The 14,532-nt window shown below is 59.9% G+C and carries 17 protein-coding genes; 9 read left to right on the top strand and 8 right to left on the bottom strand.

Features of this window, described 5'->3' with window-relative positions:
* Positions 1–44: 44 nt before the first annotated feature.
* The 3 genes from FZZ88_RS04650 to FZZ88_RS04640 are packed head-to-tail and all read right to left on the bottom strand — an operon-like array spanning position 45 to position 2,262.
* The gene (locus FZZ88_RS04650) at positions 45–878 is read right to left on the bottom strand and encodes an ABC transporter permease (RefSeq protein ID WP_166018007.1); all 834 of its coding nucleotides are present in this window, start codon (positions 876–878) and stop codon (positions 45–47) included.
* 15 nt (positions 879–893) lie between these two features.
* Positions 894–1,763, bottom strand: a complete 870-nt coding sequence (locus FZZ88_RS04645) for a hypothetical protein (RefSeq protein ID WP_166018005.1) — start codon at positions 1,761–1,763, stop codon at positions 894–896.
* Entirely contained in the window at positions 1,747–2,262 is a 516-nt protein-coding gene (locus FZZ88_RS04640; protein WP_166018003.1) for a DUF1997 domain-containing protein, read from the bottom strand. Before FZZ88_RS04640 ends, FZZ88_RS04645 begins: the two co-directional genes overlap by 17 nt.
* A gap of 95 nt (positions 2,263–2,357) precedes the next feature.
* Here FZZ88_RS04640 and FZZ88_RS04635 point away from each other — a divergent pair, with 95 nt between their 5' ends.
* Positions 2,358–3,755, top strand: coding sequence for a class II fumarate hydratase (locus FZZ88_RS04635; RefSeq protein WP_166018001.1), 1,398 nt, complete (start codon positions 2,358–2,360; stop codon positions 3,753–3,755).
* A 2-nt stretch (positions 3,756–3,757) separates the two neighbouring features.
* Here FZZ88_RS04635 and FZZ88_RS04630 read toward each other — a convergent pair whose 3' ends face one another.
* Positions 3,758–6,532: an RNA helicase gene (locus FZZ88_RS04630; RefSeq protein ID WP_166017999.1), complete on the bottom strand. Its 2,775-nt coding sequence runs from the start codon at positions 6,530–6,532 to the stop codon at positions 3,758–3,760.
* Positions 6,533–6,777: 245 nt separating this feature from the next.
* On the opposite strand from FZZ88_RS04630, the gene FZZ88_RS04625 reads away from it, so the two are divergent.
* Positions 6,778–7,008, top strand: coding sequence for a hypothetical protein (locus FZZ88_RS04625; RefSeq protein WP_115022205.1), 231 nt, complete (start codon positions 6,778–6,780; stop codon positions 7,006–7,008).
* On the opposite strand, the gene FZZ88_RS04620 is transcribed toward FZZ88_RS04625, so the two are convergent.
* Positions 7,005–7,946 carry a bile acid:sodium symporter family protein gene (locus FZZ88_RS04620; protein ID WP_166018110.1) on the bottom strand — a complete coding sequence of 314 codons (942 nt, stop codon included), beginning with the start codon at positions 7,944–7,946 and terminating at the stop codon, positions 7,005–7,007. The genes FZZ88_RS04625 and FZZ88_RS04620 overlap by 4 nt on opposite strands.
* Before the next feature lie 54 nt (positions 7,947–8,000).
* Between FZZ88_RS04620 and FZZ88_RS04615 the strand changes: the two genes are divergently transcribed.
* From FZZ88_RS04615 to FZZ88_RS04595, 5 genes are read left to right on the top strand one after another with little or no spacing between them, the layout of a single operon-like run.
* On the top strand, positions 8,001–9,140 hold the full coding sequence (locus tag FZZ88_RS04615; RefSeq protein ID WP_166017997.1) for an 8-amino-7-oxononanoate synthase: 1,140 nt from the start codon (positions 8,001–8,003) through the stop codon (positions 9,138–9,140).
* Complete coding sequence (locus FZZ88_RS04610) at positions 9,140–9,841, top strand: serine aminopeptidase domain-containing protein (RefSeq protein WP_226426232.1); 702 nt, start codon at positions 9,140–9,142, stop codon at positions 9,839–9,841. Before FZZ88_RS04615 ends, FZZ88_RS04610 begins: the two co-directional genes overlap by 1 nt.
* Positions 9,775–10,587 carry a methyltransferase domain-containing protein gene (locus tag FZZ88_RS04605; RefSeq protein ID WP_226423729.1) on the top strand — a complete coding sequence of 271 codons (813 nt, stop codon included), beginning with the start codon at positions 9,775–9,777 and terminating at the stop codon, positions 10,585–10,587. The genes FZZ88_RS04610 and FZZ88_RS04605 overlap by 67 nt, the downstream gene beginning before the upstream one ends.
* Positions 10,584–11,243 (top strand): dethiobiotin synthase, encoded by a 660-nt coding sequence (bioD, locus tag FZZ88_RS04600; RefSeq protein WP_166017993.1) that lies wholly within the window; start codon positions 10,584–10,586, stop codon positions 11,241–11,243. The genes FZZ88_RS04605 and bioD overlap by 4 nt, the downstream gene beginning before the upstream one ends.
* Positions 11,240–11,395, top strand: a complete 156-nt coding sequence (locus FZZ88_RS04595) for a hypothetical protein (RefSeq protein WP_166017991.1) — start codon at positions 11,240–11,242, stop codon at positions 11,393–11,395. Before bioD ends, FZZ88_RS04595 begins: the two co-directional genes overlap by 4 nt.
* A gap of 4 nt (positions 11,396–11,399) precedes the next feature.
* Here the strand turns inward: FZZ88_RS04595 and FZZ88_RS04590 are convergent, their stop codons facing one another.
* Complete coding sequence (locus FZZ88_RS04590) at positions 11,400–11,675, bottom strand: hypothetical protein (RefSeq protein WP_166017989.1); 276 nt, start codon at positions 11,673–11,675, stop codon at positions 11,400–11,402.
* A gap of 31 nt (positions 11,676–11,706) precedes the next feature.
* Between FZZ88_RS04590 and bioA the strand changes: the two genes are divergently transcribed.
* The gene (gene bioA, locus FZZ88_RS04585; RefSeq protein ID WP_166017987.1) at positions 11,707–13,005 is read left to right on the top strand and encodes an adenosylmethionine--8-amino-7-oxononanoate transaminase; all 1,299 of its coding nucleotides are present in this window, start codon (positions 11,707–11,709) and stop codon (positions 13,003–13,005) included.
* A 12-nt stretch (positions 13,006–13,017) separates the two neighbouring features.
* On the opposite strand, the gene FZZ88_RS04580 is transcribed toward bioA, so the two are convergent.
* Complete coding sequence (locus FZZ88_RS04580; RefSeq protein ID WP_226423728.1) at positions 13,018–13,290, bottom strand: DUF3143 domain-containing protein; 273 nt, start codon at positions 13,288–13,290, stop codon at positions 13,018–13,020.
* On the bottom strand, positions 13,232–13,771 hold the full coding sequence (locus FZZ88_RS04575) for a J domain-containing protein (RefSeq protein ID WP_166018108.1): 540 nt from the start codon (positions 13,769–13,771) through the stop codon (positions 13,232–13,234). The genes FZZ88_RS04580 and FZZ88_RS04575 overlap by 59 nt, the downstream gene beginning before the upstream one ends.
* A gap of 25 nt (positions 13,772–13,796) precedes the next feature.
* On the opposite strand from FZZ88_RS04575, the gene rsmG reads away from it, so the two are divergent.
* The gene (gene rsmG, locus FZZ88_RS04570; RefSeq protein WP_166017985.1) at positions 13,797–14,528 is read left to right on the top strand and encodes a 16S rRNA (guanine(527)-N(7))-methyltransferase RsmG; all 732 of its coding nucleotides are present in this window, start codon (positions 13,797–13,799) and stop codon (positions 14,526–14,528) included.
* The last annotated feature ends 4 nt before the right edge of the window (positions 14,529–14,532 follow it).

Here is a 14,532-nt window from a genome sequence, read left to right as displayed (position 1 = left end):
AACCAAAATTAACCGAATGCAAGCGACTGGACAAGGATCAAGTGCTAATCATCATTAGCCTCCAGGAGCACTGACTCATTTGTTCGGTATAGGATCAATGAAAAGCCAAGAAGAATCATAGAGCACCAAATCAAATAAGAAAGAGAGATATCTGGTATTGGGTATTCGTTGTTCATCGAGTATCTGAACAGCTCTACTGCATGGAGAATTGGATTCCACGTCACAAACGGCCTCGTATACTCTGGAAGTTCAAAAGTCGCGAAGAAAATTCCCGAGGTAAAAATAATTAATCGCTGCAAAATTCGCTTAAGAATCCTCGTGATCCATTTGTTTAGCCTTCCAAGAAACACAAGGCAAATGCCAAAGCCAAGCGCCATGAATATCGTTAACAAGTATACGCTTATCGCCAAGCCGGGACTATCGAGCTGAAAAGTCCACGTGAAATACCAAACAAGCCCAAGGATTGCCAAAGATATGGTTGAAATAGCCCTAAAATCATTAACCAATAAAGCCAAGAGAATATCCAATGGCTGGATTCTTTTATAATAAAGAGGAGCCCTTAGCTTCAAGCCAGAAAGCGCCTTAATCGCCCCTTGCCTAAACAAAAAAGCAAGAGCAAATCCCGAAGCAATAAAAACAACGATATTGAAGTACATATCCGTTGAACCACCCGCCGCAAACCTATTACTACCCCTCAAAAAAGCAAAGCCTACGCGCATAACAATAAAGAACAACATGATCTGCAACGGAGTCACAATGCTCTCCCAGGCACCAATCGAAGTTCCTGTCGATTTTCTATTATTCTCATAAGTGGCTATCGCCAAAACAATTGCAACCTGACGCCAAATTGCATTAAAAAGCTTTCGCAAAAAATTCATGAAATCAAGGCCTCCTTAACCGAAACCATCATCAAATCCATCATCAGTAGATTCCAAATTAAGAAGATTTTGACCCATCACAAGTTGATCGTCATCTGATTCTGACACATCAGATGCTTCAAGATATTGATCAGCCCATTCAATCGACTCTGAAATTCCACCTGCAAACAGAATCTGACCCAAGGAGCCCAGCACAAGGCCATCGGTACAAAATTCGCTTCGAAAGCGATTGCTGCTCGCAGTGGCAAGAAGGGTCTTACCCTCAAGCTGCTTTAACAAAAGCGATCGCAGCGGCTTCGCATGCCTAGACATTAAAAATCTTGTATTCGATATTAAATAGCAGTCAAACGAAAAGAGAACAGATAACGCTAAAAAGAAGAAGTCTTTTTGGTCTTTCGAAAGTTCTTTGATGATTAAGCTGGGATATACCCCTTTTTCTGACAACAGTCCCCAAAACTCATCCAAACTAACGCGAGACTTTTCAAGACAGTCGCTATAGACAGTAGAGAGAAAGTTGAGCGCGTGTGAGATCCGCAGCTTGCTGTCCAACCCGCCTTCCGCGCCGACAGGCCAGCCAATTACCCCATCACTAACTATTTCACCGGATACTGGAGGGACAAGGCCAGCAAGAGCGGCAGTCAACTGGTATCGCAAGAATGAACTGTTTGTAATCACAGCTATTCTCTTTGCTTGCAGAAGCTCCCAATTCCAAGGAGTCTGGAACGTAATTTTAGGGTTCGATTTATCGCAGCGAAGTGAGAGGTTCCGGAACTTCAAGATCGGCGTGGCTGAACCCGTCGCATCCACCACCACAACAGCCGAAGAACGTCCCAAGACCGTGACGATACCACCGTGAAATGAAGCAGGTTCAGGAGTGGCTTGCAACCCAATCAAGAGCACCTTTCATCAGTCCGGTACGACAACGCTTCTCCAAGCGATCCGTCACCAAATCCAGAGCGAGATGCCCAGTGCGTCTCATCAGCGGCTGCGGCAAAAGTGCCGCGGCTCCACTCGGTGAGAGCTCAAGACTGAGATCAGCCTTCGCCATCAGACATTCCGGCTCTGCACGGATCCATGCCTGGCACTGGAACTGAACCAGATCCTGCAACCGGCCGAGTCCATGAATCGTGCAATGTTCAAAGACGATGGTGAGTCGATCACCATCCCAACTAGAGCGAAATATCACCTCGGGCTGCAGCTGGAAATTCAGCAGCTGATAGGGCCGAGACGCATAGAGGAAACGGCCGTTCTGCAGCCGCTCCACTCTTTTGCGATTCAACAGTGCTCTCATCGGACGGCCAGGCTTCGAGAGGTATCCCTGCAGCTGAGCCAGGGATGCATCGGGCAACGGAAGAGCGATGCCATGGGAACGGTGAACCTGCACCGGACAACAAGGAAACGGTTGATGCGGAACGATGGCACGTCTAAAGGAAGGTGATCACGGATGATCGATTCAACGCTCGATCGCCCGAGGCCCTGATGACGCAGCCGTTCAGGATTGAAACCGACAGCCTGGGTGGCATTGAGGTGGCATCTGAGGCGCTCTGGGGGGCCCAGACCCAGCGGTCGCTTCAGAACTTCGCCATCAGCGATGAACGGATCCCCCTCGAAATCATCCAGGCCCTGGCCTGGATCAAGCGCTCCTGCGCCACGGTGAACGGCCAGCATGAGCTTCTGAGCCTTCAACTGGTGGAGCTGATCTGCACGGCGGCCGATGCCATTGCCGCCGGCCAGCACAACGATCAGTTCCCACTTCGGGTCTGGCAGACCGGAAGTGGGACCCAGACGAACATGAACATCAACGAGGTCATCAGCAATCTGGCGTCCAAGGCGTCAGGCACCGCCCTCGGCAGTCACTGTCCGGTGCATCCCAATGACCACGTCAATCGATCGCAATCCACCAATGATGTGTTTCCCGCTGCCATCCATGTCGCCGCGGCCAAGCAGCTGAAAGATGGGCTGCTGCCAGCACTGGATGCCCTGGTGCATGCCTTCGATGCCAAAGCCCAGGCTTGGATGCCGATCGTCAAGATCGGCCGCACCCACCTGCAGGATGCGGTGCCCCTGCGCCTTGGCGATGAAGTCGCCGCATGGCGGGATCAACTCAAACAATCCCAGGGCTGGATTGAGGACTGCCTGGTCAGCCTTGGCGACCTCCCCCTTGGGGGCACCGCGGTTGGCACGGGGTTAAACACCCCCCCGGGCTTCCGCCACGCCGTCGCGGACGAGCTAAGCCGGGTCGCTGGAGTTGATGTCCGTCCTGCGGAAAATCTGTTCGCGGTCATGGCTGGCCATGACACCCTCGTCCATGCGATGGGGCAGCTTCGCCTTCTATCTGTGGCCCTACTGCGCATCGCCAACGACATCCGTCTGCTCGGATGCGGCCCCAGGGCCGGTCTGGGCGAGCTGCAGCTTCCCGCCAATGAACCGGGCAGTTCAATCATGCCGGGGAAAATCAATCCCACCCAATGCGAGGCCATGGCGATGGTCTGCACCCAGGTGATCGGACTCGACGGCGCCGTAGCGGCCGCCGGCGCAGGCGGCCATCTGCAGATGAATGTCTACAAACCCTTGATCGGCTTCAACCTTTTGCAGTCGATTCGGATGCTCAAGGACGCCATAACCAGCTTCCGCCAGAACCTGGTGGAGGGATTGGAGCCGGATCTGGAGCAGATTCAAAGGTTCGTCGATCGCTCCTTGATGCTGGTCACCGCCTTGACCCCCAGCATCGGTTATGAGAAGGCAAGCGCTATCGCTCAACATGCCCACCATCAAGGGCTGACGCTGAAACAGGCGGCCCTGGAGCTCGGTCACATCACGGAAGCGGACTTCGATCAACGGGTGGATCCCAGCGCCATGGCCGCTCCTGACGCCTGAGCTCAGGCCGCCCGCTCCGTTGCCGGGTTGAGAGCAGCGGAGGATGGAACCAGATCCTCAGCCTCGGCCACCGGGAAGCGATTGATGGCTTTCAGAGCCTGCCGGGCATGGCTGCGCAACTGCTCGCTGATGGCCTCGCAATAGGGAACCTGGGCAAGCAGATCCACGGTGCGGCGCATGATGCGCACCACATCGCCCTCGTCCAACGACGTATTGGCAATCAAATCACTCCAGGTTGTTCCCCTGGCCCAGGCATCCACCAAGCCCATCAACTCTGGTTCCCACCAGGCTGGCACCACCACTCCTGCGCGTTCCTGGGCCCTCAGCAGCTCGCGACGTAAGCCAGATAAATCCTGAAGGGCCTCCTCTGCCGCAGCAGGCGGAGGAAAGCCACTCCAAAGGTCAGGCCTGTTGACCTCCGTGCTGATCGCCTCAAACACCGCCGCCAGGTCAGGGGGTGAGAGGTCATCGAGATGACCACTCATCAGAGCCAGCCCCAGCCACAGCTCGTTGTCGCCCCGCAACGCGGCAACGGTGCGGCCAATCTCCGTGGGATCCAGCTCGTCGAGACATCCAAACTGCTGAAGGATGTCCATCAAGGCCAGGAAGGTCTCCCAGTGACGATTGGCCCGTTGATGCAGCACCCGCTGACGTTCAGCGATCTCGAGTTCCAGATCCTCCATGCGGCGGCGGTGCTTCTTGAGCTGCTTGCGATCCCCCCAGCGATGGGCCGGATGCTGCTCCTGCTCCTGTTCGAGATCTCGGACCAGCCGGGCTTGGGTCAACACTTCCCCGGCCAAGTCGTATTGCGGGGTGGTCATGTCGTGGCGCCGGGCCATATGGGCTACCGCCAAGGCCAAACCACCACTGGCCTGATCGCCATGACGCAATTCTCCTGAGCGGGTCAACTCTGGTAATGCCAGCCCATCCACCTGAAGACAACTGAGCTCTGCATGGATGCTCACCACGGCCTGACAGGGAAGCAGGATCCAGACGTTGTCATCGGTCAGACAGAGCAGTAGCGGAAACTGACCGGGACCCTTCACCTTCTCGACAATCACCGCTGGTGCGACGCGCCCTCGTAGCTGTGGCGACTTCAAGCTGACCAAGGTGCCGGTGCTGGCGAACTGAAGGGCCATCGTCAGCTCGTTGGCCAGCGTTTCCTCAGCCTGTTGCTGGAGAATGCGAAGCAAGCGCCGCTCTTCACGGAGCCGCCCACGCATTTTCTCGTAGTCCTCGAAGTCTTCCCAGGGGATATCGCCGGCAACGCCCTCAAGCTGGCTGAGTTGCAGCCGCAGTTGCGAGAGATTGTCTTCGTCCTCCACGAGGTCGAGCCCCGCCAAATAACGGCCAAAACTGCGTTCCACCAGCTCCCTGGCCTTCGCCAGGTCGTGGCGCTGCAGCAAGTTGAGAACCATCCCGTAGCTGGGGGTGAACTGGCTCACCAAAGGGTCGGCAGGACTCGTCGCGAGTTGTCCGGCCTCCCGCACGCCCTCAAAGCGGCTCTGAACCGTCACGACATAGCCCTGGGAATCGAGACCACGCCGTCCGGCACGACCGGCCATCTGCAGAAACTCACTGCCCATCAATGGGCGATGCCCGCGTTCGGTTCGCTTGGACATCGCAGCGATCACCGTGCTGCGGGCGGGCATATTGATGCCGGCGGCCAGGGTCTCCGTCGCGAAGACCACTTTCACCAGCCCTTGCTGAAACAGCTCCTCAATCAACTCCTTCCAGGCAGGAAGAACACCGGCGTGGTGTGCCGCGATGCCCCGTAAAAGGGCGTCGGCATGGATTCCATCTCGGACAGCCTCAGGGTTGACGTCGCTGTAGGCCGTTAAGCGCGCCTTGATTCGCGCCTGCTCCTCCTTGGTGACCAGACACTGCACACCAAGATCCCGAACCGCCTTGTCACATCCACGTCTACTGAAGATGAAATAGATCGCCGGGAGCATCTGCCGCTCGGCCATCTGAGCCACAACGAAACTGATCGGTGGTGGTTCCGGTTGCGGCGGTCTCTGGGAGCGTCCCTTGCGTTTGTGCCCCTTGGGCGCACGCCAGACCTTGCAGTTGGGATGCAGTCCGGTTCCAGCATCATTCAGCAATGGGTGCAAACCCTTGGCGCTGCAGAAACTGAACTGAAGAGGAACCGGTCGGTGATCACTCATCACCAAGGTGGTCGGACCATGAACCTTTTCGATCCAGTCGGTCAGCTGGCCTGCATTCGCCACCGTGGCGGAGAGAGCCACGAGCTGCACCGGCGGGGGGCAGTGAATGATCGACTCCTCCCAGACCGTGCCGCGCTGGGAGTCATTCATGTAGTGGCACTCATCCAGCACCACAGCTTCCACATCAGCCAGGGGATCATCGTGCTCATCCGCCTCGGCGTAGAGCATGTTGCGGAAGATCTCCGTGGTCATCACCACGATGGATGCCTCGCGATTCATGCTGAGGTCACCGGTCATCAGCCCCACGTTCTCAACGCCGAACTGAGCACGGAAATCTCTCAATTTCTGATTGGACAGGGCCTTCAGTGGTGTGGTGTAAAAGACCTTCTGGCCGTGAGCCAGGGCGCGATGGATGGCGTATTCCCCGATCAGCGTCTTGCCAGATCCTGTTGGGGCACTCACCACAACCGAGTGCCCCTGATTGAGGGCATCCATGGCCTCAAGCTGGAAATCATCCAGCGGGAATGGAAAGATTTCTGAGGGATTCAGTGCTGCACTGCGATCGACATCGGGCTCTGATGAAGGCGTGGCCGGTGTCGATTGGTTCATCGAACAATCCTAAGGAGGGCTGCAGAGCCTTCCCTTCAACTAAGCGATAAGCCAGGCCAATGCCATCAATTAGATGTGCCGACATCCTTTGACGGAAGCGACCTGAATCGTGAAAATAATAGGGAGAATGCTTCGAGCCTTGGTGAACCCACCGGGGCTTTTTTTGTGCCAGGAAACCCAGCTTCAAAAGGGTGACAGAGGCACACCGCCGGTGCCATGACAGAGGGAATGAAACGCACCCTGCTGTGACCACCACCCAGCTCACCAAGCCGCGGCCGGCTGAAGACACCCTGATTGATGCACTGCGGGGCTGCCGCGACGTCAAGGAGCTGAAGGCCCTCGAACAGCGCCTGGCATCCAGCACCGATGCCCCACCGCTGTTCACCTGGATCTGTGATCTGCTCGTGGCACGACGCATCTCCCGCGGGCTCGCCGCCCGTCTGCTGTTCGAACTCCACGGTGGGGGCTTGACTTAAGACGACTGACGAAGCGAAGGAGTTGGCCGCCGCCTCCAGAGGGCGGCAAGAGCGCTGCCGATCAAACAGTGAATGACAGCGGAAATGGCGCCCGGCAACGCCGTGAGGGGACTGGCGAATCCTCCACTTCGAGCGAGCACTACCGCCAATCCCGAGTTCTGCATCCCCACCTCAATGCTGATGGTGCGCTGGGCCTGCACGGTTTGGCCCATCAGCCGCGGAATCAGCCAACCCAGCAAAAACCCGCCGCCATGCAATAAGAGGCAAGCCAGGATCAACACGGGGCCCTGTTGACGCAGCACCGCTGTCTGACTGCCGACGATGCTGGAGACGATCATGACGATGGACATCACTGCCAGAGGGGGCATTACCGGCTCAATCCGCTGGGCCACACCGGGGAGACCACGCTTGAGCACGACCCCAACGGTGACGGGCAGGAGCACCACCTGAAGGACAGTCAAGAACAGAGCCCAACCGTCCACCGGCACGTACTGACTGGCGAGAACCTGCGTGAGACGTGGAGTCAGCACAACAGCAGCCAGGGTGCTGATGGTTGTCATGACCACCGAAAGCGCCACGTCACCGCGGCCGATCAGTGCCACCACATTGCTGGCGGTCCCCCCCGGGCAACAGCCGACAAGAATCAAACCCACTGCCAGAGGTGCGGGCAGGTGCAGTGCCGCCGAAATGGCTGCTGCGAGGGCCGGCATCACCAGGAACTGCGCCAGCACCCCGAGCAGCATGGCGCGCGGCCTGCGACCAACGCGCAGGAAGTCTGCCGGCGTCAGCCCCACGCCCATGCCCAACATGATCACGCCCAGTCCAAGGGCAATCAGTGGCCCCTTGAACCAGACAAAGAGGGGTGGATGCACCAGGGCCAGAACAGCTCCCAGCAACGTCCAAAGCGGAAAAAGCAGAGTAAAACGCTCCCAGGTCATGACGATCAGAGGACTGCGGCCATCCTTGATCAGGGCGGGTTCCAAACTGTTGTGATGCGGGACCAGGCTTCTCCCATTCACCCGGCGCGCCGCCGTCGCCTGCGGAGCTGGGACTCCGGCCGGGAACCCTGGCAACTGCAAGATCCGTCTGGAACGCGCCAACTTCTCGATCTGGCCAGCAACGACTACCTCGGCCTCAGCCGGCATCCCACTGTCGTCGCGGCGGCGATGGAAGCCATGGCCTCCGATGGGGTCGGGGCCGGTGGCTCTCGACTCATCACAGGCACCCGACCACGTCATCTGGAGCTGGAGTCGGCCCTCGCTACCTGGTTGGATCGGAATCGGGTGCTGCTGTTCCCCAGTGGATTTCAAGCCAATATCGCCGCCGTAACAGCCCTGAGTGAACGGCACACCACCGTGTTGGTGGACCGGCTGATTCACCACTCGCTGCTGGCAGGCATCCGCACGAGTGGGGCACGGCTGCAACGATTTGCCCACAACGATCTTCAGGATCTCGACCAGCGTCTGCAGCGGCTGAAGCACGCAACGACAACAACTCTGGTCGTGACCGAAAGCCTGTTCAGCATGGAAGGCACCAGTCCCGACCTGAAAGGCATGGCCGACCTGTGTGCCCACCACGGCGCACATCTGCTGGTCGACGAAGCCCATGGCCTAGGCGTGCTGGGTCCAGAAGGCCGCGGGCTTTGCCATGGACTCCGACAGCCTGTGGCTTTGGTCAGCGGCACCTTTGGGAAAGCTTTCGGCAGCGGAGGAGCTTTTCTCGCAGGGGATCACACCACGATGGAACGGCTGCTTCAGACCAGTGGAGCCTTCCGTTACACCACGGCCCTGGCACCACCGCTGGTGGCTGGGGCCCAAGCCGCCCTGAACTTGATCCAGTCCAACCCGACCTGGGGATCCGAACTGTGCCAACGGTCTGGATTATGGAGAACAGCACTCATGAACCAGGGCTGGCCGCGCCCCCCAGGAAGCGGACCAGTTCTCCCCTTGTTGGTCGGTGGGGACCAAGACGCTCTCGACCTTCAGCAAGAGCTGGAGCAGGCCGGTCTGCTTTCGGTCGCGATCCGACCACCCACCGTGCCTGAGGGCACCGCCCGGTTGCGCCTGGTGCTGCGGCGGGACCTGCCGGAGGGCACATTGGAGCAACTGCTCGCAGCCCTCTGCGCTCGATGATGCAGATCCTGGCAATGCATGGTTGGGCAGGCCACGCCGGCGCTTGGTCCCACTGGCGAAAGCACTTCGAGCAGGGGGGGGCCACCTGGAACGTCGCCGAACGGGGCTATGGCAGTGAGAAGCCCATTCCACCGGCATGGACCACCTTCCCAAAACGAAACGTCCCAAAACGAAACGTGCTGATCGCCCACTCCCTGGGGCTCCATCTGCTGCCAGCATCCGTCCTTGAGAAGGCATCGGCAGTGGTGCTGCTTGGCAGCTTCACCAGATTTGTGCCGGATGGGCGAGCAGGGCGCTCTATCGGGGCCGCTCTACAGGGAATGCAGGCAGCCCTGGGCACTGACCAGGAACTGCCGATGCTGGAACGCTTCCTCGACAAAGCAGCTTCACCTCATGCCCTCAGCGCCCTGCCCCCCAACCCCCTGCTGCAGGGCCTGACGACCCTGGGGCGCCAGCGTCTCCAGCAGGATCTGGACCTGCTGGCGGACTGCCGGACTCTGCCGACGGGGTGGCCAGACACCGTTCCTGTTCTGGTGGTGCAGGGCGAACGGGATGCAGTCGTGCCTGCAGAGTCAGCGCAACAGCTCATCGATGCACTGGGGCATCAACCGCTGACCCTCCATCGCGACCCGACATGGGGTCACGCGCTGATCACGCCAAGGGTCTTCGTGGTGGTACAGCGATGGCTGGAGGGCCTGTGATTCGCTCCGACCAAGTTCTGGAGCGCTTCAGTCGCGCAGCACCGACCTACGCAACCGACGCCCTGCTGCAACGGGCAATGGCCTGGCGTCTCGCCCAACTCAGCCGACGCTGCGCGATCCCGCGCGGCCTTTGGGCTGATCTAGGCAGCGGTACCGGTCATCTCGCCGCGGCCCTGGAGGCCTCTCACCACGGGCAGGAGGTGATGCGCATCGATGGGAGTGCCGCCATGCTGAGAAGCCATCCCAGCGGGGCGCAGATCCTGCGGCATGACCTGAGCAGCGGACTTCCGGACTTGCCAGTGCCACCTCAACTGCTGGCCTCCAGCTTTGTTCTTCATTGGTTGCCGGATCCGGCGCAGCAACTTCGGACCTGGGTGGATGCGCTAGCGGACCAAGGCTGGCTGGCCCTAGCGGTGCCAATTGATGGCAGTTTTCCGCAATGGCAGCAGGCCGCCCAAAAGGCCAGTCAGAACTGCACCGCCTTGACCATGCCAGTGCGGGATCAACTGATGGCGGCCCTCCCCGATGGCGTGGTGCAACTGGAACAGTGCCTGAGCTTCACCCAGCACGCCGCCAATCCGCTGAAGCTGCTGCGACCCATGAGCAACGTTGGCGCTTCGGTCACCAACGCCGGCCAACTCACCCCAGGTCAGTGGAAGGCCGTCTTCCGGGCTTGGCCCCAATCCGATCAGTCGCCACGGTTCGCCCTGACCTGGAAGATGTTGATCCTGATGGTGAAGCGATGAACAGCAGCTTCAGTCGACTGGTGGTTTGCGGAACGGACACGGACGTTGGCAAGACCGTGGTGAGTGCATGGCTGGTGCAGGGACTTAAAGCCAGCTACTGGAAACCGGTACAGAGCGGACTTGAGGGCGGTGGTGACCGGGAACGGGTGCGCCAGCTCTTGGACCTCCCTCCGGAACGGATGCTGCCCGAGGCCTATGCCTTCCAAGAGCCGGTCTCCCCACACTGGGCCGCCGAACTGGACGCAACTGTTCTCGACCCGGCCCAACTCCAGATTCCCAACCATCGGGGGGCCCTGGTGGTGGAGACAGCTGGAGGTCTGATGGTCCCCCTCACCCGCAGCTGGCTCCAGATCGATCAACTGGTGCAGTGGCAGTTGCCGATCGTGCTGGTCGCCCGGAGTGGCCTTGGAACCCTTAATCACACCCTGCTCAGCCTGGAAGCATTGCGAAAACGCAATCTCACGGTGCTGGGACTGATCCTGAACGGCCCTCTGCATCAGGACAACCCCGGCACCCTCGAACAGTTCGGTGATGTTCCGGTGCTAGCGCAACTCCCACCGCAAGCCTCACTCTCAGCAACAGTTCTGGAGCGGCTTTGGCATGAGCAGGATCTCAGCACTAAATTTCAACAGGTGCTGAACCAAACTTCCCTGTGAATTCACGTCAAACCCTGGCGACTCTGGCTGTTTCAGCACTGTGCGTGGGCATTCTGGTGCTGTTCACCGATATCGAAGTGCAGCTCGTGCGCTGGGTGAACTGCAGCGCCATCTCCACAGAGGCAGAAAAGAACAGTGACGTTTGCCGTTGAGGGATCAGCCCAGGGATTTTGAACCCGTGGGGCAGGTACCTAACCGCATCGCTGCATGGCGTACTGCGATCCGCAGGGGCCAGCCCTGACGGAGTTCCGCCTGAATGACCTCCAGCTGGGAAGACGACCAGCCCCGCAGCTCAAGATCACCGCGGATCGATTGCCAGTCGCCCTCCGGGAGGACAAGGCGTCGCGTCATAGGGCGACGCACTGCAGACCCCTCAGGCCTGCTTGAGACGGCAAAACGCTTGGACTGACGACGGGTGCGTGTGGCAGCCATCTAGGGCATCAGTAACAGCTCCAGATCCAATATGGCAAAAGCTGCAGCTGCTGCCATGGGGCCAATACGACATCCAAATCTTTGGCCCCCCTTCACGCAGATGGCTAAAGCAGCCAGCTCTCAACGGGTGGTCTCTGGGGACGGTGCCCTGCTGATCCGCGAGGAAGGAGAGCCCCTGATCGATGCCATCAGCAGCTGGTGGGTCACCCTGCATGGCCATGCCCATCCGGTGATGGCCAAAGCGATCGCCGATCAGGCCGCCTGCCTCGAGCAGGTGATCTTTGCCGACTTCACCCACGAGCCCGCGGAGCAACTAGCGGTGCGACTGAGCGGAATCTGCGGTCTGCAACGCCTGTTTTTTTCCGACAACGGGTCAACCGCGGTGGAAGTGGCCCTCAAGATCGCTTGCCAGTGGTGGGCCAACCGGGGACAACCTCGCCATCAGATCGTCGCCTTCGACGGGGCATACCACGGAGACACCTTCGGAGCGATGGCCGTTGGTGAACGCAACCTGTTCAGCGCGCCCTTCGAAGACAAGCTCTTTCCCGTCGCCCGTGTTCCCTGGCCAGCCACCTGGTGGGACGACGACGACGTGGAGGCCAAGGAATCGGCGGCGCTGGAGGTGCTCGAACGCGTGCTGGAGACGCCGACAGCGGCAGTGATTCTCGAGCCTCTGCTTCAGGGAGCCGGCGGAATGGCCATGGTGCGGCCTGAATTTCTGCGGCAGGTGGAAGCACGAACCCGCCAGGCAGGATCGCTGCTGATTGCCGACGAAGTGCTGACCGGCTTCGGACGCTGTGGCGACTGGTTCGCCAGCCGGCGGGCGGGCATCCGGCCAGATCTGATGGCCCTTTCCAAAGGGTTGACGGGTGGATGCCTGCCGATGGGCGTCACCATGGCCAGTGAAGAGGTGTTCGAAGCCTTCGTCGGTGAAGACCCCTGCTTGACCCTCTGGCACGGCCACAGCTTCACCGCCAATCCACTGGGATGCGCCGCGGCCAACGCCAGCCTCGACCTGCTGGAGCGCAACCCCGCTGCATTTCAACAGTTCGAAGAACGGCATCGACCGCACCTAGAGCAGCTGGCACGGCATCCGCGGGTGCAGCGCCCTCGATTGACGGGGACTGTCGCCGGCTTCGATCTCGTCGTGGATGGGACCTCCGGCTACCTCAACCCGGCGGGTCCGAAATTGAAGCGACTGGCCATGGAAAACGGAGTGTTCCTGAGACCCCTGGGCCAGGTGGTCTATCTGCTACCACCGCTCTGCATCAGCGATGCCCAGCTGGAACGGTGCTACGCGGTCATCGCGATGGCCCTTGATCAGCTCTGATCTCTTTTGGCCTCAAGGACCCGCCTGAATCGCCGCTTCGACATCGGCTCGGGAGAGGCCGTAAGGCAGAGAACACTGCACCATCGCTTCCAGCGAACCGGGGTGCCAAATCACTTTGAGATCCTCCCGCTCAAGCAGCAGCAGGGCCCTCCATTCAGAACGCTCAAGCATCCACTGGCAGGGGTTGTCATCCATGCGAATCGCACCCAGCTGCTGAAGCCAGGCCTCAAGCGCCCGGAGAGAGTGCTGATTCAGCGGGGTGCTCTCCGGGGGCAGGGCGGCCATCAGTCAGCGAACGCACGGTTGTTCTTTGAGTCTGCTCATCCGCCAACCAGCTGGGTGACACCTGCCAGTCGCGCCCCTGCGCAAGAGCTACCCCCAACCCCAGCACCAGGCTGAGCAACAGCGCAATGCTCAACAACAACAAGGAAAACCATTCACCGCCAGACAGAGGTCGACGTTGACCGATGCCCTGCCAGGCATCGGGGCGGGGTTGGCTCTCCAGAGGCGGTGCCGTTGGCACTGCTGGTGAGTCCAGGTTGAGGGTTGATTGACTCTGGCGCAGCAACGCGTCGTAGGACTCCTTGAGCTGCTGGAACGCAATGCTGGCCTGATCTGGCGGCAGTTGCGTCGTGTCGGGATGCAGGGCTTTGGATTGACGTCGAAAGGCCTGACGCAGGGTTTCAGCGTCGACCCCTGGGCGCACGCCAAGCCGTTCGTGATGGCTGAGGCGGGCTTCGGACACAGGAGACGGCCGGTCCTTCATCCTAAGAAGAGTTGTTGCTCCAGCCATGGCCGCCACCGCGCCTGAACCGGCGTACTGGGACGCACTGGGATGGCAGCCATCGCAAGCGCAGCGCGACCAGCTGGTCGCCCTTCAGGGCCAGCTACAGAGCTGGAATCAAAAGGTCAACCTCACGCGCCTGGTTGATGGTGATGATTTCTGGGTGGGTCAGGTCTTTGACAGCCTCTGGCCGCTGACGGGAGAACTGCAATCACCGGAACAGCCGTTGCACTGGATTGATGTGGGCACCGGGGGTGGATTCCCCGGGCTGGCCATCGCCATTGCCCTGCCCAAGGCACGGGTGACCCTTCTGGATTCAGTTGGGCGCAAGACAGCCGCCGTTGAAGCCATGGCCAACACCCTGGGGCTGGCTGATCGAGTGCGCGTCCGCACCGAGCGGATCGAGACCACCGGTCGCGACGGCGCGTTCCGCGGCAGTTTCGATCGAGCCGTGGCCCGGGCCGTGGCGGCAGCCCCTGTGGTGGCCGAATACCTCGTGCCCCTGCTGAACACGGACGGGCAGGCCTTGCTCTATCGCGGCCAGTGGAATGACACCGATGCCGTGCCGTTCAACAAGGCCCTGCGCCTGCTGCAGGCCCGTCTGGTGGAGGTTCAGCACCGGCAGCTCCCCAACGATCGCGGCACACGCCATCTGTTGCGGGTGCAACCGAACGGGCCCTGCCCCCGCAGCTACCCGAGGGCCGTGGGAACGCCGAGCCGTGAACCCCTTGGGACGTAAGTCG

Origin of the sequence: Synechococcus sp. PH41509 (genome assembly GCF_020514285.1) — a bacterium.
Lineage (GTDB): Bacteria > Cyanobacteriota > Cyanobacteriia > PCC-6307 > Cyanobiaceae > Parasynechococcus.
Note: the sequence above shows the minus strand (reverse complement) of the source record. Positions and strands in the feature narration are given on the sequence as shown.

What these genes read in the sequence shown, in the direction of transcription:
- FZZ88_RS04650 (WP_166018007.1), bottom strand. Translation starts at nt 878, where the DNA reads ATGAATTTTTTGCGAAAGCTTTTTAATGCAATTTGGCGTCAGGTTGCA.
- FZZ88_RS04635 (WP_166018001.1), top strand. Translation starts at nt 2,358, where the DNA reads ATGACGCAGCCGTTCAGGATTGAAACCGACAGCCTGGGTGGCATTGAG.
- FZZ88_RS04630 (WP_166017999.1), bottom strand. Translation starts at nt 6,532, where the DNA reads ATGAACCAATCGACACCGGCCACGCCTTCATCAGAGCCCGATGTCGAT.
- FZZ88_RS04620 (WP_166018110.1), bottom strand. Translation starts at nt 7,946, where the DNA reads ATGACCTGGGAGCGTTTTACTCTGCTTTTTCCGCTTTGGACGTTGCTG.
- FZZ88_RS04615 (WP_166017997.1), top strand. Translation starts at nt 8,001, where the DNA reads ATGCGGGACCAGGCTTCTCCCATTCACCCGGCGCGCCGCCGTCGCCTG.
- FZZ88_RS04610 (WP_226426232.1), top strand. Translation starts at nt 9,140, where the DNA reads ATGCAGATCCTGGCAATGCATGGTTGGGCAGGCCACGCCGGCGCTTGG.
- FZZ88_RS04605 (WP_226423729.1), top strand. Translation starts at nt 9,775, where the DNA reads ATGGGGTCACGCGCTGATCACGCCAAGGGTCTTCGTGGTGGTACAGCG.
- bioD (WP_166017993.1), top strand. Translation starts at nt 10,584, where the DNA reads ATGAACAGCAGCTTCAGTCGACTGGTGGTTTGCGGAACGGACACGGAC.
- FZZ88_RS04590 (WP_166017989.1), bottom strand. Translation starts at nt 11,675, where the DNA reads ATGGCTGCCACACGCACCCGTCGTCAGTCCAAGCGTTTTGCCGTCTCA.
- bioA (WP_166017987.1), top strand. Translation starts at nt 11,707, where the DNA reads ATGGCAAAAGCTGCAGCTGCTGCCATGGGGCCAATACGACATCCAAAT.
- FZZ88_RS04580 (WP_226423728.1), bottom strand. Translation starts at nt 13,290, where the DNA reads ATGGCCGCCCTGCCCCCGGAGAGCACCCCGCTGAATCAGCACTCTCTC.
- FZZ88_RS04575 (WP_166018108.1), bottom strand. Translation starts at nt 13,771, where the DNA reads ATGAAGGACCGGCCGTCTCCTGTGTCCGAAGCCCGCCTCAGCCATCAC.
- rsmG (WP_166017985.1), top strand. Translation starts at nt 13,797, where the DNA reads ATGGCCGCCACCGCGCCTGAACCGGCGTACTGGGACGCACTGGGATGG.